Below are 25,559 nucleotides of genomic sequence, written 5' to 3' on the forward strand. Positions count from 1 at the left end.
ACATAGCATAACTTATTGATTTTTTTCGTCATTATACCTATCAATTGCGACTTGGATTATCTTTTGTGCATGATCAAAGTCTTTCCAGCCATTAACCTTAACCCACTTCTCACTTTCTAAGTCCTTATACCTTTCAAAAAAATGGGCAATTTTTTTAATTAAAATTTCTGGTAAATCTGTGTAGTTATTGATATTTTTGAAATATGGGTCAATTTTATTGGTTGGCACAGCCAATATCTTCTCATCTAGCCCTTTTTCATCTTCAGTAAGCAACACTCCTATTGGTTTGACAGCTACAACAGATTTAATTGCAATTGGGTAATTGGTATATACTAATAAATCAACTGGGTCTCCATCGCCTGACAAAGTATGGGGAATAAACCCATAATTACATGGATATTGCATACTTGATTGCATAAATCTATCAACAACCATTGCCTCTATCTCTTTATCAAACTCATATTTTATAGGGTCTGAATTCATCGAGATTTCAATAATTGCATTCACTTCATTTGGGCAATTTTCGCCGATTTTAATCTCTGAATATTTCATTATTTTATATAAACTTTTTATTTAAATAGCTAGCAACTAACACCCTAAAAGTAAAGAAAATACTTGTAATTTCATAAAAAACACTTAGTATCTCGCAGTTATAAACAAATAATGAGATTCAAATGTCTTCCATACTAGTTGCCTGGTCTACATGGTTAGCACTAACTTTTTTCTATGCATATCAGTTTGTGCAAAGAGTTTTTCCCAATATCGTAATGGACGATATAATGGACAAATACCACGTAAATGCGAATGAGATAGGTCATTTTGCTGGTATATATTACATAGGATATGTTGCGATGCATATACCACTTGGCATACTTTTAGATCATTTTAATGCTAAGAAAATAATCCCATTATGTATACTTTTAGCTGTAATAGGATTTGCACCACTTGCGTATATGGATGATTTTGCGATTGCAACATATGGTAGATTATTAATAGGTATTGGCTCTTCGGGAGCGGCTGTTGGTGCGTTTAAGCTATTGCGCTTAGGTTTTGGAGAAGAAAAATTTCCAAAAATGTTGGGATGGATGATAACAATTGGGTTGCTAGGGGCAGTATTTGGTAGTGGGCCTTTAGCTAGACTTATTTCCTACATAGGATGGCAAGAGGCACTAAACTATATAATATATGTTGGTCTAGCATTAGCTGTCTTCAGTTATTTCGCAATACCAAATACTAAATCAGAAGAAAAATTTAGCGTTGCAATAATAATGCATGATTTTAAATATTTGTTTTCTAATAAAATAGTATTACTAGTAGGTGCTTTAGGTGGCTTGATGATAGGTCCACTTGAAGGATTTGCAGATGCATGGAGTAACCCTTATTTAAAAACAACCTATAAGCTTACTAATGAAGAAGCTGGCGATATCACTCAATTAGTTTATATAGGAATGGCTGTTGGTCTTGTAGTAATGGGCTATATATTCGAAAAAACAAAATCTTATTATGGGATATTACTAGCTAGTGGCGCTGCTATGCTTTTATGCTTAGCATTGCTATTAACCGGAGTAGTAGTGAATGTTAGCTTTTTAAAATGGGTATTTTTTATAATAGGTTTTTTCTGTGCTTATCAAGTAGTCTTAATAGCAAAATCTATTGCTCTTGTTCATGTTAAACATGCTACGTTTATTTCAGCTATTGCAAATATGCTAATGATGGGCTTTGGATATATTTCTCATAGAGCTATTGGTGTGTTATTGCATTATTTTTGGGATGGAGATAAAAATGTACAAGGTAGTCCTGTATATAGCGCAGAAAATTTCCGTGATGCACTTTTAGTCTTGCCGATCAGTTTGATTGTGGCAATTGTAGGTTTTGTGTTATTAGCAATAATAGAGAAAGGAAACAAAAAAATTGCGAAGTAATCTTGTGTTAAAAAAAATTGTTATTATATAAGTTTAAAAGTAACAAATATTTTAATAAGATGAGTAAGACAATTGGCATAGACTTAGGTACTACAAATTCATGCGTAGCAATAATGGATGGTAAGAATCCTAAAGTTATAGAAAATTCAGAAGGAATGAGAACAACTCCTTCAATTGTTGCGTTTACTGAAAAAGGTGAAAAGTTAGTTGGTCAGCCAGCTAAAAGGCAAGCTGTGACTAATGCAAAAAATACTGTTTTTGCAGTAAAAAGGCTTATTGGAAGAACTTTCTCAGATCCTAAAACTAAGGAATTAGCAAATAAGGCATCTTATTCAATAGTTCAAGCTAAGAGTAATGATGCTTGGGTGAAAATTGGCGATAAAGATTATGCTCCAAGCCAAATTAGTGCGATGATCCTTGAAAAAATGAAGGAAACAGCTGAAAATTACCTAGGAGAAAAGGTGACAAAAGCCGTCATTACAGTGCCTGCTCATTTCAACGATTCACAAAGGCAAGCTACAAAGGATGCTGGTAAAATTGCAGGATTAGAAGTACTTAGAATTATTAACGAACCTACAGCTGCAGCGCTTGCATATGGTCTTGATAAATCTGAAAGCAAAGTTATTGCTGTATATGATCTTGGTGGAGGTACATTCGATGTTTCGATACTTGAGATTGGTGATGGAATATTTGAAGTGAAATCAACAAATGGGGATACATTCTTAGGTGGGGAAGATTTCGATCTAAAAGTATTGCAATACTTATGTGATGAATTTAAGAAGACTGATGGAATGGATTTAATGAAAGATCCTTTGGCGCTTCAAAGATTAAAAGAAGCTGCAGAAAAAGCAAAAATTGAACTTTCTAATTCAATGGAGACTGATGTTAATTTACCATATATCACAGCAGACTCATCAGGTCCAAAGCACTTGAATATTAAAATAACAAGGGCTAAATTTGAAAGCTTAGTGGAAGATTTAATAACAAGAACTATTGAGCCATGTAAGGCTGCTTTAAAAGATGCTGGTATTTCTGCTTCAGGTATTGATGATGTAGTATTGGTTGGGGGCATGACCAGAATGCCTAAAGTTATTCAAAAAGTGAAAGAATTTTTTGGAAAGGAGCCGCATAAAGGTGTTAATCCTGATGAGGTTGTAGCAATTGGCGCTGCTATCCAAGGTGCTGTATTAAGTGGTGATATGAAAGATGTGGTTTTACTTGATGTCACGCCCCTTACTATTGGTATTGAAACACTTGGTGGGGTGTTAACTGCTCTTATTGAAAGAAATAGTACTATACCAACCAAGAAAAGCCAGGTATTTTCAACTGCAGATGATAATCAATCTGCTGTTACAATCAGAGTGTTTCAAGGAGAAAGAAAAATGGCAGCTGACAACAAGTTGTTAGGGCAATTTAATCTTGAAGGCATAGCGCCATCTCCTAGAGGATTGCCGCAAATCGAAGTAACATTTGATGTTGATGCAAACGGCATACTCCATGTGTCAGCAAAAGATAAAGGAACTGGTAAGGAGCAAAAAATTACTATACAATCTTCCGGTGGTTTATCCGATGCAGAAATTGCGCAAATGGTTAAAGATGCAGAAGAAAATGCCAGCAAGGACGAGGAGAAAAAAGCTTTAGTCGAGGCAAGAAATAAGGCAGATTCTTTGATACACTCCACAGAAAAAAGTTTGAAAGAATATGGAGATAAAATTTCATCTACAGACAAAGAGGAAGTTGAAAATATTATCAAGGATTTAAGATCTATTATGGATTCAGAAAATGTTGGTGAAATAAATAGTAAAGTTGAGAGCCTAACTCAAGCATCAATGAAAATTGGGCAACATGTTTATGGTAATGAGCAACAACCACCTAGTGAGGATAACGCTTCAACGAATGGTGGCAATGACAGCAATGAAGATGAAAAAGTTGTTGATGCTGAATATGAAGAAGTAAATGATGAAAAAGACAAAGGTTCTAAATAATATTGGCATAAGCTAGTTATAAATACTATATTGATATAGATAAATTAATGGTTTGTAACTAGCATCTTTTATGTTCCCAAATTATAGTTGGATTTTTTTAATAATAGTTGTATTTATAGCAGTTTTCGTTGATCTTGGAGTTTCGCTTAGGAATTCAAAAAAAATTAGTGTTAAAAGCGCGATACATTTATCAATACTTTGGATAGCGCTGGCTGTGTCAGTGGGGATCCTGATATATTTTCATGCTGGAATTGATATGGCAGTGGAATATATAACGGCCTACAGTATAGAATTATCACTTAGTATTGATAATGTTTTTGTTTTTATACTGATATTTAAATATTTTAATATTGAGGATAAGCATCAGCATAAAGTGTTATTTATTGGTGTTTTAAGTGCCGTAATCTTCAGATTTATCATGATTACACTTGGCATATATGTTATTCATATGTTTGAATGGATATTTTTGCCATTTGGGTTATTACTAATGTATAGCGGTTATAAATTGCCACTTATGGGTGGAGCTAAATCAAATTCATTTGATAATAATTTGATTTTGAAATTTATAAAAAAACACTTTAATTATAGTGATAACTCTAAAAATGGTGAATTATTTTTTCGTAAGAATAATAAATTTTTCATTACCCCGCTTGCACTTTCTCTTTTAGTTATAGAAAAAGCTGATATCATATTTGCTTTAGATTCTGTGCCAGCTGTACTTGCAATAACTAAAGAGCCATTTATTGCATTTAGCTCGAACATTTTAGCCATTTTAGGATTAAGGTCTATGTATTTTGTTATGTCAAATGCTGTCCAAGATTATAGATATTTAAAGCATGGAATTGGTTACATGCTGATATACGTAGGATTAAAAATGGTTTTAAGTTTTTTCGACATTCATTTTTCAAATTATATTTCAATATTAATGATTATTCTCTTTATATTTTGCTCTATAATGCTATCAATAATTAAAAAACCAGTAATAAGGAAGTAGAGCAATGTGTTATACTGTTAAAAATAAATATTTTAGGTCTTAAAAAATGAAAATTAGTGCTAATGACGTAAAAGTAGGTAATGTTATATCCCACGATAATAAATACTTAGTAGTATTAAAAACTATGCATACTCAACCAGGTAAGGGAGGTGCGTATATTCAATTGGAAACGAAGGATATAAAAACTGGTACCAAAATTAATCATAGGTTCAGAAGTAGCGAAGATGTTGAGAGAGTAAGATTAGATCAGCAACGGTATCAATTTTTATATGAAGAGGGTAATTTTTTAATATTGATGGATCAGGAAAATTTTGAACAAAAAAGTATAGATAAAGCTCTAGTCGGTGATCAACTTCCATTTTTAGAAGAGAGCATGGAGATAACTTTGGAAATGTATAATAATGAGGCGTTACTCGCATATTTACCTTCATCAGCTGAAGTAACAATCAAAGAATGTGAACCAGTAGTAAAGGGACAAACCTCTGCATCATCATATAAACCGGCTATATTAGAAAATGGAGCAAGAATTATGGTGCCTCCTTTTATAAACATGGGAGATAGGGTAATCGTGGATATTAAAGAATTAAAATACTTAGAAAGAGCGAAATAATATGCCGATTAATTATGATATTCTATATGAAACAATTTTACGAGGATTTCCGAATTCTAAAATTGAGTTAGTAGATACGGTCGGTGACAACAATCACTACAGCGTTAAAATAACATCTGAAAAATTTAATAATCTTTCTAGAGTAGAGCAACATAAATTAGTGCATAAAGTTCTCAAAGATTGTTTGGGAACTGATTTACATGCACTTTCTATCCAAACTTTTAAAACAAAATAATCTATAAACCATGAACCAAGATATACATAATCAAATTAAGAAAATTATTGAAGAAAATAGAACCGTATTATTTATGAAGGGCACACCAGAAATACCTATGTGTGGGTTTTCTGCAACGGTTGTTAATATTTTAAATATTTTAGAAGTTGAATTTTTAGGAATAAATATATTAGATAACGATGAGATGAGACAAGGTATAAAAGAATATTCTGATTGGCCCACCATCCCACAACTGTATGTTAACCAAGAATTCGTAGGTGGTTGTGATATAGTGCAAGATATGTATAAAAATGGCGAGTTGCAAAATTTACTATTTGATAAAAAAAATAATTAAGCACTGTTAGTCACTATCTAAGTTCTAATTAAGTAGAAAAATGAAAATAACCACTTTATTTGTATATATTTGATAAATCTAAAACATCGTACTTAATGCTAATCATAAAAAGAGTAGTTTTAATTCTTAGGACTACCTCTATATATCTTTTCTTTCTTTATACTCATTTTGCAACTCCTTTTAATTTATCAGAAGTTGCTTAATTTTACTCTTGTTTTAAGGGTTTACTTCAGCGTTTAATGATTACAATGTTTATCATGAAAATGTGGCGGATACTTTTTTATATGTTTTTCTACCTTGCGGATTAATATGTCGCGTTTCATTTTTGAAAGGTAGTCCAAGAAAATTTTTCCATCTAAATAATCTACTTCATGTTGTATAACAGCTGACAAAAAGCCTTCTGCTTTTAGCTTTTGTGCTTTTCCATCATAATCAAAATAGTTAATCTTTATTGCACTAGGGCGATTAATTTCCGCAGAGATACCAGGGAAGCATAATGAAGCTTCTTTATATGTTTGCATATTATCAGAACGCCAAGTTATTATTGGATTGATAAAAGTAAGGGGAGATTTGGTATTGTTATCTTGCAAATCAACAACAGCTATTCGCTTTAGTATGCCCACCATATTAGCGCCTAAACCTACGGCATCTTCAACATACATGGTAGAGAACATATCATCTACTATTTTTCGTATATCTTCATTAATATCTGCTACCGGCTCTGCCTTCATTTTAAATATAGGATGAGGAGCATAAATCAAAGGTAAAATTGACATAATAAAATAATTTTATTTATAAATAGGACTCATAATTATTTGTATATACAGTGTAGTGATAGATAGAGCAACTAAATTATCTGAGAGTTACCAAGCTGTTTTCTTGAAGAATTAATTTTTATTGTATAACGCCTCTGAATCTATGTGTGATATTTTATTAAAATATTTTTAAACCTCACCAAAAGTTTTTATTTTTACCTTTGGGTGAATTTCATTTTGCGATAAAATTATCAAATTTGGCTTAAATCTTTCAGTTACCGATCTAACGAAGGGTCTTAAAATTGGAGATGTTAGCAACACAGGTGTAACTCTTGAAGTAGCTAATTTATCCAATTTAACATTAATGCTTTCAACAAATTCACGTAACTTACTTGGTTGCATTGCAAGATGTTTACTATCGTCTTCTCCCACTAAATTTTCCATAAAAATTTGTTCCCAATGTGAAGACAAAACTACTATTGGAATAAATCCTTCTTCGTTCAAAAAGCTATGGCATATTTGCTTGCTGAGTCTTGTCCGTATATGCTCAACCATTCTGGCTACATTTGTGGTGCTGTTGGCAATTTCAGATATTGCCTCTAGTATAGAGGGTAAATCCTTTACAGCCACCGATTCACTTAATAAGCTTTGCAATATTCTCTGGAAGGTAACAACCGTAATCTGACCTGGAACAACTTCATCTGCAAGTTTTTTATGATCACCCTCTAAATTAGATAATAATTTTTTTGTTTCACTATAGGTCAATAACTCTGTAATGTTTTCCTTAACTATTTCAGTTAAATGAGTGGATATAATGGTTATAGGTTCGATAACTGTATATTCTTTAAAAATAGCCTCTTCTTTAGCACTTCTATCAACCCATCTTGCAGGCAAATTAAATACCGGTTCAGTAGTGTCCTCTCCATTAATTTCAATCGCACCTCCTGCGGGATTGATGACTAATAGATTTAGTGGTTTTAATTCACCTCTACCACATTCAATATCTTTGATTTTTATTACATAAACTTTAGGTTCAAGTTGCACATTGTCCTGTATTCTTACAGATGGCAGTATGAATCCTAAATCTTGGGCGATTTGTTTTCGTAACGATTTTATCTGATCAGTCAATTTATATTCTTGGTTATTATCCACCATTTGCAATAGTTCATAACCTAATTCAATTTTTAGATAGTCGATGTGAAGCGACTGTATAATCATCTCCTCTTGAGTTAATTCTTTTTTCTCTGGTTGTTGCTTTAATTGTATTTCCAATTTTTCTGCTTCTTTCTTATGTTTGTTTAAAAAATATGCAAGCGTTCCAGATAGCAAGGAGATTATGAAAAATGGAACAAACGGAATGCCAGGCATCGCACTCATCACGATTAATAAGCCACTACATGCAAATAGGGCTTGAGGATACTTGCTTAATTGTTGCAAAATTGCTTTGTCGGCAGAACCATGTATTCCTGATTTAGTTACTAATAAACCAGCGCTGATTGATACAATAAGTGCAGGGATTTGTGCTACTAACCCATCTCCAATTGTAAGTAAAGTATATGTTTGCATAGCCTCATCAAAGCTCATACCATTTTGAACAACTCCAATGATAATTCCAGCTATGAAGTTGATGAAAGTTATTAATAAGCCCGCAATTGCGTCTCCACGTACAAATTTATTGGCCCCATCCATGGAACCAAAAAATGTACTTTCATCTTCCAGATTCTTTCTTCTTTCTCTTGCTTGTTCCTCATTAATGATACCAGAAGATAAGTCTGCATCTATGGACATTTGCTTACCTGGCATGGCATCTAAGCTAAATCTTGCTGCTACCTCAGCAATTCGTCCTGAGCCCTTAGTAATAACAACAAAATTAATTATAGTTAATATTCCAAAAACAATTGCGCCTATAACAACTGAGCCTTGCATAACAAAAAATCCAAATGCTTCTACCACGTGTCCTGCCGCAGAAGGACCAAGATGGCCATCTGCCAAAATTAATCTAGTAGTTGAAATATTGAGTGCCAATCTGAACATAGTCACAATCAGCAAGATGCTTGGAAATGCATTAAAATCGAGGGGTTTGTCAATGAATAATACTGTCATTAAAATCAGAGCAGAAAAAGCTATTGATAAACTTAACAAATAATCCAACAATCCTGGCGATATTGGAAAAATTAAAAAACCTATAATACATAAAATGCCAACGGCAAATATTATATCTTTCTGAGATGATAGATTGGTAAATCCTTTAGCTAATGCGCCAATTTTAAAATTCGCAATACTATCTTTTAAATTATCCATTTAATTCTGAAATCCCACTACCCAGCATTACTATAGAAGTTGTTTTAAAACAAGGTTTAGAATACCATTATTTAAAAAATAATCTAGCTCTATTTCAGTATCAATACGAGAAAGCAATTTAAAGCTGTTAATTACAGTGCCGTTTCTCTTAATTTGACATTCTATTAAACCCTTCGGTTTCACCTTATTATAACCAATTAACGCGATGGTTTCATCGCCTTTTAATGTTATATTTTCTAACGTGTTATCAACAAATTGAAGCGGTAAAACACCCATACCAATCAGATTAGAGCGGTGAATTCTTTCAAAACTTTCTGCTATTACTGCTTTTATTCCAAGCAATTTCGTGCCCTTTGCAGCCCAGTCTCTTGAAGAGCCAGTTCCATATTCCTTCCCTGCAAAGATAATAAGAGGGACATTTTCTGTGATGTATTTGCTTGAAGCATCGTAAATTGTCATAGGGGTGCCCACCCCTTTTTTATCAAAATGTTGAGTAAATCCTCCTTCTTTGCCATTAGCCAATTTGTTTTTAATTCTAATATTAGCAAATGTGCCTCTCACCATTATTTCATCATTGCCTCTTCTTGAGCCGAGTGAATTAAAATCCTGTTGCTTCACCCCTTTTTTGAGCAAATACTCGCCAGCAGTGTGGTTTGGCGATATATTCCCTGCAGGGCTTATGTGATCTGTTGTTACGCTATCACCAAAAATTGCCAATATTCTAGCATTTTCAATATTTTCAATAGATGAATTTTCAATTTCAAAATCAAAAAAAGGAGGGCTCTTAATATAAGTACTGTCATCTTGCCATGAATAGCATGTTGTTTTATTAATATGAATTTTCTTCCATTCATCATCACCTTCAAGAATGTGCTTATACTTTTCTGTGAACATGTCCTTAGTGATGATACCATTCACAACATCTTTTATCTCATTATCACTTGGCCATATATCATGTAAAAATACTTCCTTTCCATGCTTATCGATTCCTATTGGCTCTTTTAAGATATTGATATCAATTGTGCCAACCAAAGCGAATGCAACGCAAAGCATAGGAGAAGCTAAGTAATTTTGTTTAACCAGTGGATGAATTCTCCCTTCGAAATTTCTATTTCCAGATAAAATTGCAGAAACGGATAGATTGTTTTCTTTAATGGATTTTTCAATATCTTCTGAAAGAGGTCCAGAATTGCCAATACAAGTTGTGCAACCATATCCAACCAAGTAAAATCCTAATTTTTCTAGATAGTAAATCAAAGCAGATCTTTCTAGATACTCTGTAACAACTTGGGAACCAGGCGCTAATGATGTTTTTACCCATTTTTTGGTTTTTAATCCAAGATCATATGCTCTTTTTGCCAGCAAACCCGCCCCCATCAAAACATATGGATTGGACGTGTTGGTGCAACTGGTTATTGCAGAAATTACAATATCTCCATCTTTTAATTTGTCATCGTCAGGCCTACTACCTTCTTTAGATTTCAATTCAGAAAGCAATATTTTATCCTGAGGCCTTTTTGGTCCAGCAATGCACGGCTGAATATGGCTAATATCAAGCTCAACATACTCATTAAATTTCATTTTATCATCATCTGTATGCTCACACCACACGCCTTGCTCTTTGGCATATGCTTCAACAAGCGCAAGCTGTGACTTACTCCTACCTGTTAAATCTAGGTATTTGATAACCTCAGCATCAATTGGAAAATAACCACATGTTGCCCCATATTCTGGAGCCATATTAGCAATTGTTGCTCTTTCAAACAAAGAGAGATGCTTTAATGCAGGGCCATAAAATTCCACAAATTTACCAACAACATTCTTCTTTCTGAGTATTTCGGTGATTGTTAAAACCATATCTGTTGCAGTTATTCCTGGGCTTAATTTTCCTGTTAGCTTAAATCCAACAACTTTTGGCACCAGCAGTGATGTTGGTTGCCCAAGCATTGTGGCTTCTGCTTCTATTCCACCAACTCCCCAACCAAGCACGGCTAGACCGTTTATCATAGTAGTGTGGCTATCTGTTCCAACTACAGTATCAAAAAAGGCAACGTCATTGCCGCCTGTTTTAACTTCAGAAACAACACTTGCTAAATATTCCAAATTCACTTGGTGGCAAATTCCTTTGCCAGGTGGAATTACCCTGAAATTTTCAAATGATTCTTGTCCCCATTTCAAAAATTTATAACGCTCGTTGTTCCTTTGAAATTCCAGCTTTATGTTTTCTGCGTATGACTTTGATGAACCAAATTTATCAACTTGCACTGAATGATCAATCACCAAATCAACAGGAATTTGCGGGTTTATTTTTTTAGGGTCAAGCCCTTTGTTTTTCATGGCATCTCTCATTGCAGCCAAATCAACCACAGCAGGCACTCCTGTAAAATCCTGCATCAAAACCCTTGAAGGATGATATAGAATTTCATCCTGATTCACATCATCACTGCAGTAATTAAGCAAGCTTTTGATGCTTTTAAGTGTCACATTTTTGCCATCTTCCTTTCTCAGCAAATTCTCTAGTATAATTTTTATCACATTTGGAAGCTCTTTTAGGTTTATATTCAGCTCTAAAGCTGCTTTCCTTAAGCTAAAAAAAGTATATTTTTTATTATTTGCCAGCAACTCGCTTCTTACTTTTAAGCTATCTACGTTTGACATTTGCATTTTTACCATTGTCTTTATTATATTTACAAATTAACCTCTTAAAAATTCTACATGATAGATGTCCAAGTTCGCAACATTTTTTTAGCAACATCTTTTTGAATTGTAATAAAATATAGTAAAGAATCTGCGATTAATTATAGTGAAGTATACCTCTCGTAAATTAAGAGTTGGCAAATTTATAGACGACAGAGAACTTGGAAAAGAGCCAGTAATACGAATGATGAGCATGAGGCGCGTATATAAATACGTAACGAAATGCGAAATTCGAAGTATGACGAAGCCAATTTTTCAAGTTATCCGAGTATATAGTGAATTTTGTGTATGCAAGAGCATTGACATGGAAAAAATATTAGACATATGTATTTTATACTTGACATTTACCCTTCTTAATGTACTGGTTGCATTAGAGTAAAATAGGTGCGGCCTGTGCAACATTCAGTTTTTTTGACCGATATCGTGCGCTCAAGCTGTGCTGATAAAGAATTTTAATAATATTTAGGAGAAAGAATATGGTAGCAACGGATTTTGAAATAAAGTTCGCTCAAAGTAGGGTTGATTATTTTGAGAAAGTTCTAAAAAAAGGTGAAGGCGATGGGCTAAAAACCTTGTTAAGAGCCATTAAAACAGAAAATGGTAGTGATTATACTGCATCTGGGATAGCAAATGCGATTAAAGCCTCAAAAGTTATATTGCAAGCAGTTAAGGATGCTGCAGTTACAAAAGCTGCTCAACTTACTACTGCTGCTAATGCTATGACAGAGGTGACAGGTGTAACACAAGCTGATATTGATACGGCAGTAGCTAATGCAAAAGATGCTACTACCAAGGCTGCAGCTATGACAGAGGTGACAGGTGTAACACAAGCTGATATTGATACGGCAGTAGCTAATGCAAAAGATGCTACTACCAAGGCTGCAGCTATGACAGAGGTGACAGGTGTAACACAAGCTGATATTGATACGGCAGTAGCTAATGCAAAAGATGCTACTACCAAGGCTGCAGCTATGACAGAGGTGACAGGTGTAACACAAGCTGATATTGATACGGCAGTAGCTAATGCAAAAGATGCTACTACCAAGGCTGCAGCTATGACAGAGGTGACAGGTGTAACACAAGCTGATATTGATACGGCAGTAGCTAATGCAAAAGATGCTACTACCAAGGCTAATGCTATGACAGTGGTGACAGGTGTAACACAACAAAATATAGACGATGCAAAAGCTGCTGCGCTAGATGCTACTACCAAGGCTGCTGCTATAAAAGTTGGTGATGACCCTGTGTTGACTGCTGCGAAAGCTTTACTTGGTGATGACACTGTAGCAAAAATTAAAGCTGATGATGGGAAAGATGCTGCTAAATTGACAACATTATACACTGATAAAGCTCCAGATTTCATGAAAAATTATGGCTTTATTAATGCAATTTTGAAAAACATTCCAAATGCAGGAAAGGATGTTTTAAAAAGCGATACTAAAACTTTTACTGCTCCAACAAGTATAACTACCCAAGATAAGGTTGATATATTAAATGCATACGCTAAAATTATTGGAACTGTATGTGGGGCTGATCCATTTATAACTACTGATTTGCCTGAAAAAGATACAAATTCTCATCATGTTAAAAATTGTTTAGATCAAGCTAACAAAGTTGCATATGCGCTTTTAGCTGATGCAAATTGTGGTAAAGACAAATTGGATAGTGGAAATGTAAAAGCTGATTGCCTCAAAGCAGTAGCAGGTATGGCTTCTGATCTTTACAATGGTGGAGAGTTTGAGGCTATGAACATTGATTTATGTGGCAAATATCCATATGAAGATGCTTTACCAGAGTTAACTAAAGTTGACTTATAATTTTTATAAAAATAAGAGGATAAATAAATGAAAAATATTTCAAAACAAGTTTTGGCTTTAGCGGCTACAACAATGTTAGGTTTCGGTTCCATCCAAGGTGCCATTGCAGGGGACGGTTATTATGTTAAAGGTGAAGTTGGTGTTTCAATGCCAAAAAAAATAGCTGAGCAAAAATTGAAAAAATCTGCTATTTTTGGCATCGAAGGTGGTTACAAAATGAATGAAAATTTCAGATTTGGCTTAGGTGTTAATTTTGCTAACGGCATGAAGTTTAAAGATGGAGCTCTTAAAGATGCAAAAGTTAATAGCATAATTCTTGAAACAAATGCGTATTATGACATCGCAGATTTCAATGGCTTCACTCCATACCTAACAGCAGGTGTTGGTGTTGCGAGAAATAAACTAAAAGGTGTTAGTATTAGCACTTCTACCTCAACAACTTCTTCTGTATCAGATTCTGGTAAAGGTAGGATTGGTTATAAGTTAGTCAATAATCAAGTAACTGCACCAGGACAATCAGAAACGAAAGCAAATGTACTTTCTTCTTCTACAACCGCTGACAGCAAATCCCTAAAGAAAACAGGTTTTGCATGGAATGTTGGTCTTGGTGCAATGTATAACATCAGCTCAGACTTTGGTGTTGACTTAGCATATAGATACAGAGACTTAGGAAAAGTTAAAATTAATGATACTGATTCTAAGAAACTTAAATCTCACAACGTAACTGTTGGTGTGGTTTATAAATTCTAATCATTGTTGATTATTACCTAAAGAATTATCTTAAGGAGTGTTTTTTCTGAATAACGTCAGAAAAGCACTCCTTTGGCTTTTAGGTATTCCAGTTAATATTTAACTCTACACATTTTATATACCTCTCGTAAATTAAGAGTTGGCAAATTTATAGACGACAGAGAACTTGGAAAAGAGCGAGTAATACGAGCGATGAGCATGAGGCGCGTATATAAATACGTAACGAAATGCGAAATTCGAAGTATGACGAAGCCAATTTTTCAAGTTATCCGAGTATACCAATCTCTTGAAATAATTTAACATTTAAATTGAGTCTTTTTGGTGATTTTTCGCATCATCTTCGCCATGTATCCAAGATACGTTAGGCTCCAATGCTATAAAAAATCTCTTAAAAACACTATCTAACCTGAGTTTTGGATAATAGTTAATAAATTTAAAATTTAATTCAACAAATGTCCAACCTCGCACATAAACGCGCGAGCCCCCCAGGCTGGCTATTTAATCTTTTGATTATTAAAAGAATAATCTTTAATTTTATTTGCATAAAACTTGTTCAACACCTAAGCAAGCCTATTGCTTTGTGTTATACAATTCCTTATCCAAAACTGGGGTTATATATCAAGTTATTTTAGGGAACTGTAAATATATTATGTTAGATTGCTATATAAATCATAATCATCAACCTTATTCTTAAGATATAATATCTCTTAGATATTTTATTAGATTTTTCACTAGCTAATCACTTACTATTCTTAAAAGTTTGTATAGGAACTGAAATTTTTTGGACCTTCTTCTTGGAAATCCCTTATTGCTGAATGTTATCGAATTTTATTGGCCGACAATAATTGGTGGAGGGAGCAGGATTCGAACCTGCGTACGCATATGCGGGCAGATTTACAGTCTGCTGCCATTGTCCACTCGGCCATCCCTCCAGTTTATAAGGAACCAAATTAACAAGTTGGATTGAACCATATTTTTAATCAAAATACAAGCTGAATAAATCATATTAATATGAAGGTTATTAAAAATGGCTACATTCATCCTTTGCCTTATTTGTCTAAGGACTTTATCTGTTTTTATGCCTATTTGCAATACTGCTCTAATTTTTATGTAGCGCTTAAGTAAATTTTTATAATATTTGATAATAACTCAACCGCTTCCTTATGTGGTCTTTGGAAGCTATTTCTACCAATGATAGAGCCATTACCTCCTCCTTGATTAATAGCTTTTGCTTCATTATATAGCTCATCTTCATTCTTTGAAGTGCCACCTGAGAATACCACCAACCTTTTTCCATCAAAAGCTGTTTTCATTATGTGCGCAACACGATTTGCTAAATTTTTAAACTCATGCGTTTCCTTTGAGTAAATATCTATTGCTGATTTATCTTCTATATCCTCAGAAGGCAACTTTACCTTAATTATATTAGCTCCAATTAAAGCTGCAATATGCGTTGCATAGGCAATAACATCTAATGCGGTTTCACCTTTTTTAGCTAAGTCTCCTCCTCTTGGATATGACCATACAACGGTTGCAAGTCCATGCGCCTTGGCCTCAGAAATCATTTCGGAAATTTCTTGTATCATCTCAAGCGAGCTATCTGAACCTGGATATATGGTAAAGCCTATTGCAGTACATCCTAAATAAATGGCATCCTGCACATTTGCAGTAATAGATTGATTTGGCTCGATATCTTTACTCATTAAGGAATTTGAGCTATTGGCTTTGAGTATCAGGGGTATTGTTCCACGAAATTCATCTGAGATTGCTTCAAGCATTCCCTTGGGTGCAGCATATGCGTTTAACCCTGCATCTAGTGCTAATTTTATATGATATTCAGGATCATATGCCACTGGATTTATGGAGAAGCTTTTAGCTGGCCCATGTTCAAAACCTTGATCTACTGGTAGAATTAGCATTTTTCCAGTTCCAGCGAGTTTTCCATTCATCAATATTCTTACCAAATTAGACTTCACAGCAGGGGATTCACTTTCATAACCCTTTAAGATCTTTTTTACATTGTTGGTGAGGTGCATAAGTATTATCCAAAAAGCTTTTTCTGGATGCTATTTGAATGTTAACGTATTTTCAACATAAAAAATTTATATCAGTAATTTGCAAGGAGCATTATAAAAATAAAGATGCGAAACTGAAGTATCTAATATCGTTAATTTGAAACTTGCTAATTTGGGTTATACCAAATTTATTATCCCCTACCCTCAACAAACCGCTTAAAGTATCCCAAAATTGTTGACATAATAGAAAACTAAATGTAAGACTTTCATATAAAACATAGGTCGTAGCTTTTTAGCGGATGTAGCTCAATGGTAGAGCCCCAGCCTTCCAAGCTGGTTATGTGGGTTCGATTCCCGTCATCCGCTCCATAATGCATATGTGTTGACCAAGAAAAATAAAAAAGGAGAACGAAAATGGCAGAAGGAAAATTTGAAAGAACCAAACCGCACGTAAACACAGGGACGATAGGGCACGTAGATCATGGGAAGACAACATTGACGGCGGCGATAACGAAGTATTTTGGGAAGAGAGCGATAAGATATGACGAAATAGATAAGGCGCCAGAGGAGAAGGAAAGAGGGATAACAATAAATTCGGCGCATGTGGAATATGAAACGGAAAATAGGCATTATGCGCACGTAGATTGTCCTGGGCACGCGGATTATGTAAAGAATATGATAACAGGTGCAGCACAGATGGATGGTGCGATATTAGTAGTGAGTGCGGTAGATGGGCCGATGCCACAAACAAGAGAGCATATATTGTTAGCAAAGCAAGTAGGGATAGGAACGCTAGTAGTATTCCTAAACAAGGTAGATATGGTGGAAGATGAAGAGTTGCTAGAGTTAGTGGAAATGGAAGTGAGAGAGTTGTTGACAAAGTATGGATTTGATGGAGATGCAGCAAGAGTGGTCAGAGGGTCGGCGCTTAAGGCATTAACAGAAGACGGGACGGAATTAGGAGAGAAGGCGATAAGAGAGTTGATGAAGGTAGTGGATGAAGCGATACCGATGCCAATAAGAGATATAGAAAAACCATTTTTAATGCCAATAGAAGATGTATTTTCAATATCAGGGCGTGGTACAGTGGTGACAGGAAGGATAGAGCAAGGGAAAATAAAAGTAGGAGAAGAAGTAGAGATAGTGGGGATAAGGAAGGAGAGCAAGAAGACTAAGTGTACAGGTGTGGAAATGTTCAAGAAGGAGCTTGAAGAAGGGATGGCAGGAGATAATGCAGGGTTATTGCTAAGAGGGATAGCGAAGGAAGAGGTGGAAAGAGGGCAAGTATTAGCGAAGCCAGGTAGTATAACGCCGCATACAAAGTTTAAAGCGGAAGTGTATGTACTTAAGAAAGAAGAAGGTGGAAGGCACACACCGTTTTTCAAGAATTACAGGCCACAGTTTTATTTTAGAACAACTGATGTAACGGGAACTGTAGAATTGAAAGAAGGGGTAGAGATGGTAATGCCGGGAGATAACACAGAGATAGTTGTGGAATTGATATCGCCAATAGCGATGGATAAAGGTTTAAAGTTTGCAATCAGAGAAGGCGGTAAGACTGTTGGTGCTGGTGTTGTTGCTGAAGTTATTAAATAATTTAAAGGGTCCCAGTTCTAATTATTTTGGCAGTTAAATTAAGTTGCAAAAATCAGCGTTATTGCATAACAGTTGTTGTGATTAACTTAAATTAAGCGACTTATTAAGAGATTAGCATTTCTGTAGTTGTAAATTTATTTAAAATTAATGTAATAATAGTTGTATCATTTTTTGCAGCATTAGATTTTGAGAAAGCATATTTAGCTCATAAATTTACCCATACAGGATTATATTCTGGCTTGTGCATCCTATATATGTATTATTAGAATAAATTTATTGAAATTTTTTATCAGATTACTCTTAATGAGTTAACTAATGATTAATAAAATGGATGGTAAAAAATGAATAACTTTAATAAATTAATAGTCACATTGCTTGTTTTATTATTTCCTATAATTAAGAATGTAAAGGGAAATGAGGCTGATGCTCTAAATAAAAAGGATTTTTGGAGCCAAAACCAAAAAGGAGCAAATATTTTCAATAAAACTATTACAAGAAAAGACATTCAAGATGCAAAATCAATAGGAATATCATTTATTCGTTTATCTCCAGATAAATTTGTCAGCAATCATCGAGATTTTCTTATCGGCAATGCTAATTTTTATGATTCTATTCCTCAGGAAGATTTTTTGTACCTCAAAAAAATCCTTGATATGTTCTGGGAAGAAAAAATGCCAGTAGTAATTACTATGCTCAGCTTGCCCCTTTCTTATTGGAACGATCTTAAACAAGGTAAAACACCTCACCATCATAGAAATATCAATACTCCTCAATTTAAAATTTTAAAAGATGCTTTTGGAATTTAAAGATACGAGTTTATTATAAGCATAAGCATCTACTGCTTAATGGTCTTTTAAGTATCAATCATATATAATTGCAGGGCCTTACTTGATCTTGCATTAATTATTATCAATGGTTAGATTACAATTGCATTTAGCAGAATAAGTCACATACTCAAGCATAATACACATTTCTTACCTCAACACATTAACTAGCGCAGTGCTGGCGAATTTCAAATCTCAAGTATTGATTATTTATTTAGTATTACCAGTGCTAATGCGTTCTATAGTAGCTTGGTATTTTAACGCTTTTTGGAAATAATGCATATTGTCTTCCCTTGTTGTTCATGTAGCATGCTAGCTCCTCACCTCTTTTCCCATGTCCAAAAAATATATCACCTCTGATAGCGCCCTTTATAGCGCCACCAGTATCTTGAGTTATAAATAATCTTCTATATTTTCTATCTGTATAATTCCTTGTTTTGGGTAGTGATGTGTCAATCCAAACAGGTGTTCCATAAGGATAAATGGCTTTGTCTAAAGCAATAGATCGTTCAGATATAAGTGGTATTCCTTGAGCACCAATTGGCCCATCGCCGTTGATTTTTCTAAAAAACACATATGATTGATTTCGTTCGATAATTTTTTTACCATCTCTTGGATTTTGGTGTAGCCACTCAATCATGTCAAGCGCAGAATTAATACCAGTTGCATTATACTCTTTGAAGTATGGGCCTATAGATTTATACTCAAACCCATTTTGCCCAGCGTAGCCTAAACGAATTAATTTTCCGTCATTTAGTTTGATTCTGCCAGATCCTTGGATGTGCATGAAGTATAATCTCGCATGATTATCGACCCATAGAATTTCCAAATTTTTTCCTTTTAGAGATCCATTGTTTATTGATGAATGAGAAAGATGACTCTTGCGTTGATGTTGAGAAAGATTTTTGGGAGGCATATAAACTGGATGGCTACATCTCCGTGTCTTTATAGTGCTTCCATTTATCTCAATTTCATAATAACCAGTAAATTTACCAGTGGCATTATTTTGTCCATCTAGTACTACATAGGGTGTAAACCATTTTTCAAAAAAATGTTTAGCTTGTTCATTTGTTTTAATTTTTTGGTTGTTTAGGTCATAGCAAATTCTTTTCCAATTTATTGCAGTACCACCCAACTGGGATAATTTGCTAATTGGTTGGTTATCTCCAAGTTTTATAATTTGTTTACAAGAGTTTGCAAATGTATTTAAGCTAATAAGGTGAGTATCATACTTCCATCCTACAATTTTACTGTATTCAGTTTTAACAAATTTAGCTTCTCTAACTTTATATTTTCTTTTATAATCACTAGAACAAGAGCACAAGATGATAAGAAAAATTAATAAAAGTATGTTTTTAAATTTCAAGCATTTCATTTAGATTCAGTTTGCGTTATATGCCAAATGTTTCCAGATTTAATTTTTTTACTATAAGTCCATATGTCACGCATTGGTAATATTTTACTCGCACTGCCAGAGATGATATTTTCGTCTTTATCTCTAACAGTAATAATTTGCTCACTAATTATTTCAAGCTTAACAGAGACAATATCATTCATGATATTTGCATCAATTATGTTTGCTTCTTTTATTCCAACCAAGGTTACATTATATTTTATTTTTTGTGCAATTCTATCATTTACTTCCTTGATAAATTTTTCGTAAACACTTAATGCTAAAAGTTTTTTTAAAGTTTGTATTTCACTGGAATTAAAAGCTATTAAAATCATCTTAAATGCTTTTTTTGCTCCATCGATAAAATGATTAATGCTGAAAGATTTTTCTTCTATAAGCAATTTTTCAAACACCTTTTTTACCTCTGGGAGTAAATTGGCATCCTTTATTGAAATGATTTCAAACTCCACATTTTTAACATGATTTACGTGTTTTTTTAAGCTATCCAATACAGGTTCTATGTGTTTGAATTGTTTTAAGTCTTTATCCTCCTTACCAAGACTTTGAAAAAGCTTGTAAACAATAAAGGCAGTAAGTGCTATTAAAATAACTAAATCCATGGCTTCACTTTAACATATTACGAACTATTTACATACTTAAATATATATTATCTTTGTATTCTTCAAGTAAATTTGATATAAATTGTTAAATTAATAGATTATAATTTTAATTATGTCGCAAAAATTAGGCATTAATGGTAGCGTTTTGGTTAATGCTCAATACGTTAAAGATTTATCGTTTGAAAATCCAAAAGCTCCATATAGCCTATTAAATAATGAAAAACCAGAAGTGGATGTTTCTATTGATATAGGCGCTCATAGTATACAAAATGAAACATATGAAGTTGTGTTAGGTATTCAAGTTAAATCCGTTATTGAAGATGAAGTTCAGTATTTGATTGATTTGAAATATGCAGGGGTTTTTACTTTAGAAAAAGATGTGAAGGATAAAGAGAAAATAATTTTTATTCAGTGTCCTAATATTATTTTTCCTTACGCTAGAAGGATTATTTCTGATCTTTCAAGAGATGGCGGCTATTTACCTTTATACATATCTCCTATAGATTTTACGACTCTCTACAATAACAATAAACAATTAAACGAAAAATTAAATTAGAATGGACGCAGGAACTATTATAGAAATAGCACAAGATAGTCTAATAGTGCTATTAAAATTGTCCTTGCCACTTCTTTTGGTAGCGTTAGTTGTTGGTGTATTAATATCATTAGTTCAGGCTTTAACACAAATTCAGGAGCCCACAATTTCATTTGTGCCAAAAATTATAGCTGTATTTTTTTCTTTACTGTTGTCCTTAAATTATATGGGTAGCGTATTTTCTAGTTATATGGAAAATATCGTTTCACACATCATTAATTTGCAATAACATATTCACGCAAAGTAATTAACGAAAAAGTAGTTTATTAAAGTGGTGCACGTTATTAATCATTCCAATAATAGTTGATAAATTGCTATGTATTTGCCTTATATGTTTGTGGGGGCAATGATAAATGCGTATATTATTATAGTTAAGCCAAGTAAAACTGTAATTATAACTGTTAAAGGGATAATAGTCCCATTAAAAAAATAGCCTGCTAAAGCTACAGCAATTGCTACTAAAAGAGTTCTCATAGATGCAATGATTGATGAGCTTGCGCCTTTAATATCAGGGTGAAGTGACATTGCGTCAGTGAATAAAATTGTTATCAAAATTGCAAAGCTTGCACTACATATCATCATACTTAATGTAATCAAATATGGGATGGTTGATATATAAGCAGTGTAATTAAGTAAAGCGCAACCAATAATCATCAGGGAAAATCCTATTTTTTTTGCCAAAGAAATATTTGTAAATTTAATAATATAGCGCGTTAAAAAACAAACCGTACCAAAAACAGCCCAAACAGCCCCCTGATAATATCCATACACACTTTTACCCACTCCCAGATGGTTTATATATAAAATTGAAGCACCTACGGTAAAGGTGATTATACTACATGCCATAAATCCAAGAACAAAAAGATATGCCACCATTATTTTATCCGAAAGTAAAAAAACATAATTTTTGTAAATTTGATGCAGATTATTAATTAGGTAATTTCCATTTTTTTGAGAGGAATTTGCAGTAAATTGGTAAGTTTCATCAATAAATATTGATACCAACAATATTGATAAGCTTGTAAAAATTGTAATCAATAAAAAATTAAACTGCCAATTTATGAGCAAACCTAAATATCCTCCTATTACTGGTGTAATTGCTTTGCCAAAAGTTAATATTCCATTTTTTAAGCCAACAAAAGTTCTTGCCTTCTCCTTATTGCAAACATCAAATACCATCGCAACGCACACAACCATTGGGGCAGCTGTGCCAATCCCTTGAAAAAATCTAAAAAATATTAGATAATATATGTTTGAAGATAGCATACTACCGATGCAGCTAGTTGTTAAAAGAGCTAGTCCAATTAATAATGTCTTCTTCCTGCCTACATAATCAGAAATAGAACCTAAAAAAAGGCTACCTATAGTTACTCCTAAAGAATAACTGCTACTTACTAGATGAAATATCTTAGAGTTTGTGTTAAAAAAGTTCATCATATCAGGAAATGTCGGAGAGATAATATCATTTTGCACGTGGGCAACTACGAAGCAAATGGCTACTATGATAAAGAAAAATCTCATAAGTTATTACCTAAATTTTTCTTCCTTGTATTACAAAAAAAGTAAAAGTAAAGAGAAAATACCAGTAGAATAAAAATTTTTCAATTTGAGTTGTGTACTATATAGTGGTATAAGGTAATAAAATTAATTTATGTATTTTATGTTAGATCATATCAGAGAATTTATCCCAAACATCTATAAAGAGGGATATTTTTTTATAAGTGTCTTTGCGATAATCACGTTGATATTTTTTATATGGTCTCAACCTTTGGGTTGGATTGGAGTTATATTAACCCTATGGTGTATCTTCTTTTTTCGTGATCCAAATAGGGTAGTTCCTAAACAAGAAAATGTAGTTGTTAGTCCTGCTGATGGAATAGTGCAAAAAATTGAAAGGGCGAAATTACCAGAGGAAATAGCAAATACACAAGATGAAATGAACAGAATAAGCATATTTCTAAATGTATTTGATGTGCATGTTAATAGAATACCAATAGCTGGAGTAGTGAAAAAACTAAATTATCACCATGGTAAATTTTTTAATGCATCGTTGGATAAGGCTAGTGAGCATAATGAAAGACAGTCAATCCTTTTAGAGCTAGGTAATAAAAAGGAAATTGGTGTTGTTCAGATTGCCGGGCTCATAGCTCGTAGAATAGTATGTGATCTGAAAGAAGGGAAAAAAGTAACAACAGGAGAAAGATTTGGTATAATTAGATTTGGAAGTAGAGTGGATCTTTATTTACCAACAAGCTTTGATATCAAGGTATTAGAAGGGCAAAGAATGATAGGTGGGGAGACGGTTATTGGCGAATTTAAAGATATAAAAGAAATGAGCTTAAAAAATTCTGTGCCTAAAAAATCAGTTAGCTCTAAGGAAGAAGATGATAAAAATATGCCTGTAAATATGGCCAAAGCTAAGGTTGTAAGAAAAAAAGTAAGCGATAACAAATAAATAGTTATGTAATTTAAATGTCTATAGCACCTAAAAAATTAAACATACCAATACAGAAGCTTATACCTTCCATGATTACAATATTAGCGTTATGCTTGGGTATAACATCCATTAGGTATTCATTGGATGGGAAATTTAATATAGCTGCAGCATTAATTGTAATTGCTGCATTTCTTGACGGTATTGATGGTAGAATTGCCAGGTTATTAAATTCTACTAGTGAATTTGGTGCTCAACTAGATTCTTTAGCTGATCTATGTAATTTTGGAGTTGCTCCTGGCATTGCAGTTTATTTATGGTCGCTCATAGAAATACCATATAAAGGGGTTGGATGGGCTGTTGTTTTGCTTTATATAGCTTGTTCAGCGTTACGACTTGCTAGATTTAATGTGCAAAGTAGTGATAATGAGAATGATGAAATTAAAAATAATTTTTTTATTGGAGTTCCAATGCCTGTTGCTGCGGGTTTATTGTTGATTCCAATGATGTGTGATTTTGAACTTTTTACTGGTAAATCATATATATGTTCATATTGGTATAATGCAATATACATGACTATAATAGGTCTTTTGATGATAAGCAAAGTTCCAATTTACTCTGCCAAAAAAATGACAGTACCGAGGGAAAGAGTAAACATTATACTTATAATTTCTGGTATTATTTTTACTGGTATTATCTTTGAACCTTGGGTTCTTTTGCCAGTAATTGGGCTATTTTATATTGTTTTGACACCTATAGTAAGTTTTTATTATCATAACAAAATAAAGAAAGGGAGTGGCTCTGATATTTTGGCCAAAGCTTTAGTTATTTTTGTTATGTTTGGCACATTGATTGGTTCAAATTTAAAAACATCAAATGCATCAGAATATAATTCCTCTGATGTATTACATTGCTTAAATGCAATTAAACTTTTTGAAAGAAAATATGATATTCCCAAGAATTTTTTATATTTAATATCTTTGGTAGAATCTGGAAAATATGACAAAAATTCAAAGAGACTTCAACCTTGGCCGTGGACTGCTAATATAAATGGAGAATCAAGATTTTTCAGCACTAAAAATGAGCTAATCAAAGCTCTGAAAATACATATAGCAAATGGTAAAGAAAACATAGATATAGGTTGTAATCAGATAAATTATAAATATCATAAGCATAACTTTTCAAACATAGAGCAAATGGTTTCACCATATCATAATGTTGGATATTCAGCATATTACCTGGCTAGTAATTATCAAAAAACCAATAATTGGCAAGATGCGATAGCAATGTATCATTCAAAAAATCCTCTTCATAGTAGCAAATATATAAGAAAAATTAATAAAACTGCTAAGAATAGTAGTGGATTGCTTATGGAATTAAATGATAGTAATAAGAAAAATGGTATAGCGAGCAGAGCGAGTAGTAGTAGTATTATGAATAGGAAAAGTGTCGAGCAACAAATACTTAATAAAAAATCCAGAGCTGGTATTATAGTCTACAGTAATTCTAAGGAATCTTATATTGCCTCAAGTGGCGTTATTAAGATATCTAAAGAGTTTGGATAGTCAATTATAGAGATAATTTTGTGACGGTGCATAGCCGCCAGTGTTGCATTAACAAAATTCAATAATGGGTATACAATCATAAGCACAAAGGATATTAAGACTTTAAATACTTTACAT

22 protein-coding genes and 2 tRNA genes are annotated in these 25,559 nt (G+C 33.3%); 15 read left to right on the forward strand and 9 right to left on the reverse strand.

Annotated features, from left to right (window positions below; translation table 11 throughout):
- Positions 1-12 precede the first annotated feature (12 nt).
- Positions 13-552: an inorganic diphosphatase gene (gene ppa / locus N3Z17_RS01325; RefSeq protein ID WP_282472223.1), complete on the reverse strand. Its 540-nt coding sequence runs from the start codon at positions 550-552 to the stop codon at positions 13-15.
- Between the two features lie 122 nt (positions 553-674).
- On the opposite strand from ppa, the gene N3Z17_RS01330 reads away from it, so the two are divergent.
- From N3Z17_RS01330 to grxD, 6 genes are all read left to right on the forward strand, one after another.
- The gene (locus tag N3Z17_RS01330) at positions 675-1,922 is read left to right on the forward strand and encodes an MFS transporter (protein WP_282472224.1); all 1,248 of its coding nucleotides are present in this window, start codon (positions 675-677) and stop codon (positions 1,920-1,922) included.
- 59 nt (positions 1,923-1,981) lie between these two features.
- The gene (dnaK, locus tag N3Z17_RS01335; protein WP_282472225.1) at positions 1,982-3,907 is read left to right on the forward strand and encodes a molecular chaperone DnaK; all 1,926 of its coding nucleotides are present in this window, start codon (positions 1,982-1,984) and stop codon (positions 3,905-3,907) included.
- A gap of 70 nt (positions 3,908-3,977) precedes the next feature.
- Positions 3,978-4,901: a TerC/Alx family metal homeostasis membrane protein gene (locus tag N3Z17_RS01340; RefSeq protein ID WP_282472226.1), complete on the forward strand. Its 924-nt coding sequence runs from the start codon at positions 3,978-3,980 to the stop codon at positions 4,899-4,901.
- 46 nt (positions 4,902-4,947) lie between these two features.
- Entirely contained in the window at positions 4,948-5,511 is a 564-nt protein-coding gene (gene efp, locus N3Z17_RS01345) for an elongation factor P (RefSeq protein WP_282472227.1), read from the forward strand.
- 1 nt (position 5,512) lies between these two features.
- Positions 5,513-5,746, forward strand: a complete 234-nt coding sequence (locus tag N3Z17_RS01350) for a BolA/IbaG family iron-sulfur metabolism protein (protein WP_282472228.1) — start codon at positions 5,513-5,515, stop codon at positions 5,744-5,746.
- 10 nt (positions 5,747-5,756) lie between these two features.
- The gene (gene grxD, locus N3Z17_RS01355) at positions 5,757-6,080 is read left to right on the forward strand and encodes a Grx4 family monothiol glutaredoxin (protein ID WP_282472229.1); all 324 of its coding nucleotides are present in this window, start codon (positions 5,757-5,759) and stop codon (positions 6,078-6,080) included.
- Positions 6,081-6,316: 236 nt separating this feature from the next.
- Here the strand turns inward: grxD and def are convergent, their stop codons facing one another.
- The 3 genes from def to acnA form a co-directional block, all read right to left on the reverse strand.
- On the reverse strand, positions 6,317-6,856 hold the full coding sequence (gene def / locus N3Z17_RS01360; RefSeq protein WP_282472230.1) for a peptide deformylase: 540 nt from the start codon (positions 6,854-6,856) through the stop codon (positions 6,317-6,319).
- Positions 6,857-7,024: 168 nt separating this feature from the next.
- Positions 7,025-9,136 (reverse strand): flagellar biosynthesis protein FlhA, encoded by a 2,112-nt coding sequence (gene flhA, locus N3Z17_RS01365; protein ID WP_282472231.1) that lies wholly within the window; start codon positions 9,134-9,136, stop codon positions 7,025-7,027.
- Positions 9,137-9,166: 30 nt separating this feature from the next.
- A complete protein-coding gene (gene acnA / locus N3Z17_RS01370; protein ID WP_282472232.1) occupies positions 9,167-11,794 on the reverse strand; it encodes an aconitate hydratase AcnA in 2,628 nt (875 codons plus the stop codon).
- Between the two features lie 515 nt (positions 11,795-12,309).
- On the opposite strand from acnA, the gene N3Z17_RS01375 reads away from it, so the two are divergent.
- Together N3Z17_RS01375 and N3Z17_RS01380 are read left to right on the forward strand one after the other, a co-directional pair.
- On the forward strand, positions 12,310-13,650 hold the full coding sequence (locus tag N3Z17_RS01375; protein WP_282472233.1) for a hypothetical protein: 1,341 nt from the start codon (positions 12,310-12,312) through the stop codon (positions 13,648-13,650).
- A 27-nt stretch (positions 13,651-13,677) separates the two neighbouring features.
- The gene (locus N3Z17_RS01380; protein WP_282472234.1) at positions 13,678-14,400 is read left to right on the forward strand and encodes an outer membrane protein; all 723 of its coding nucleotides are present in this window, start codon (positions 13,678-13,680) and stop codon (positions 14,398-14,400) included.
- Between the two features lie 846 nt (positions 14,401-15,246).
- On the opposite strand, the gene N3Z17_RS01385 is transcribed toward N3Z17_RS01380, so the two are convergent.
- A tRNA-Tyr gene (locus N3Z17_RS01385) sits at positions 15,247-15,332 on the reverse strand.
- 174 nt (positions 15,333-15,506) lie between these two features.
- Complete coding sequence (locus N3Z17_RS01390; protein WP_282472235.1) at positions 15,507-16,436, reverse strand: class I fructose-bisphosphate aldolase; 930 nt, start codon at positions 16,434-16,436, stop codon at positions 15,507-15,509.
- A gap of 274 nt (positions 16,437-16,710) precedes the next feature.
- Here N3Z17_RS01390 and N3Z17_RS01395 point away from each other — a divergent pair.
- From N3Z17_RS01395 to N3Z17_RS01405, 3 genes are all read left to right on the forward strand, one after another.
- A tRNA-Gly gene (locus N3Z17_RS01395) sits at positions 16,711-16,784 on the forward strand.
- A gap of 45 nt (positions 16,785-16,829) precedes the next feature.
- Positions 16,830-18,011, forward strand: a complete 1,182-nt coding sequence (tuf, locus tag N3Z17_RS01400) for an elongation factor Tu (protein WP_282472236.1) — start codon at positions 16,830-16,832, stop codon at positions 18,009-18,011.
- 341 nt (positions 18,012-18,352) lie between these two features.
- On the forward strand, positions 18,353-18,817 hold the full coding sequence (locus N3Z17_RS01405; RefSeq protein WP_282472237.1) for a hypothetical protein: 465 nt from the start codon (positions 18,353-18,355) through the stop codon (positions 18,815-18,817).
- Between the two features lie 247 nt (positions 18,818-19,064).
- Here the strand turns inward: N3Z17_RS01405 and mltA are convergent, their stop codons facing one another.
- Complete coding sequence (gene mltA / locus N3Z17_RS01410; protein ID WP_282472238.1) at positions 19,065-20,210, reverse strand: murein transglycosylase A; 1,146 nt, start codon at positions 20,208-20,210, stop codon at positions 19,065-19,067.
- Positions 20,207-20,848: a Tim44/TimA family putative adaptor protein gene (locus N3Z17_RS01415; RefSeq protein WP_282472239.1), complete on the reverse strand. Its 642-nt coding sequence runs from the start codon at positions 20,846-20,848 to the stop codon at positions 20,207-20,209. Before N3Z17_RS01415 ends, mltA begins: the two co-directional genes overlap by 4 nt.
- A 112-nt stretch (positions 20,849-20,960) precedes the next feature.
- Here N3Z17_RS01415 and secB point away from each other — a divergent pair, with 112 nt between their 5' ends.
- Positions 20,961-21,404 (forward strand): protein-export chaperone SecB, encoded by a 444-nt coding sequence (gene secB / locus N3Z17_RS01420; RefSeq protein WP_282472240.1) that lies wholly within the window; start codon positions 20,961-20,963, stop codon positions 21,402-21,404.
- A gap of 1 nt (position 21,405) precedes the next feature.
- Positions 21,406-21,672 carry a flagellar biosynthesis protein FliQ gene (gene fliQ / locus N3Z17_RS01425; RefSeq protein ID WP_282472241.1) on the forward strand — a complete coding sequence of 89 codons (267 nt, stop codon included), beginning with the start codon at positions 21,406-21,408 and terminating at the stop codon, positions 21,670-21,672.
- Between the two features lie 98 nt (positions 21,673-21,770).
- Here the strand turns inward: fliQ and N3Z17_RS01430 are convergent, their stop codons facing one another.
- Positions 21,771-22,964 (reverse strand): MFS transporter, encoded by a 1,194-nt coding sequence (locus N3Z17_RS01430; RefSeq protein WP_282472242.1) that lies wholly within the window; start codon positions 22,962-22,964, stop codon positions 21,771-21,773.
- A 139-nt stretch (positions 22,965-23,103) separates the two neighbouring features.
- Here N3Z17_RS01430 and N3Z17_RS01435 point away from each other — a divergent pair, with 139 nt between their 5' ends.
- Complete coding sequence (locus N3Z17_RS01435; protein WP_282472243.1) at positions 23,104-23,898, forward strand: phosphatidylserine decarboxylase; 795 nt, start codon at positions 23,104-23,106, stop codon at positions 23,896-23,898.
- Between the two features lie 17 nt (positions 23,899-23,915).
- Positions 23,916-25,442, forward strand: a complete 1,527-nt coding sequence (gene pssA, locus N3Z17_RS01440; RefSeq protein WP_282472244.1) for a CDP-diacylglycerol--serine O-phosphatidyltransferase — start codon at positions 23,916-23,918, stop codon at positions 25,440-25,442.
- Positions 25,443-25,559: the final 117 nt, after the last annotated feature.

The organism is Candidatus Bandiella numerosa (assembly GCF_029981845.1).
In the GTDB taxonomy this organism is placed as follows: domain Bacteria; phylum Pseudomonadota; class Alphaproteobacteria; order Rickettsiales; family Midichloriaceae; genus Aquirickettsia; species Aquirickettsia numerosa.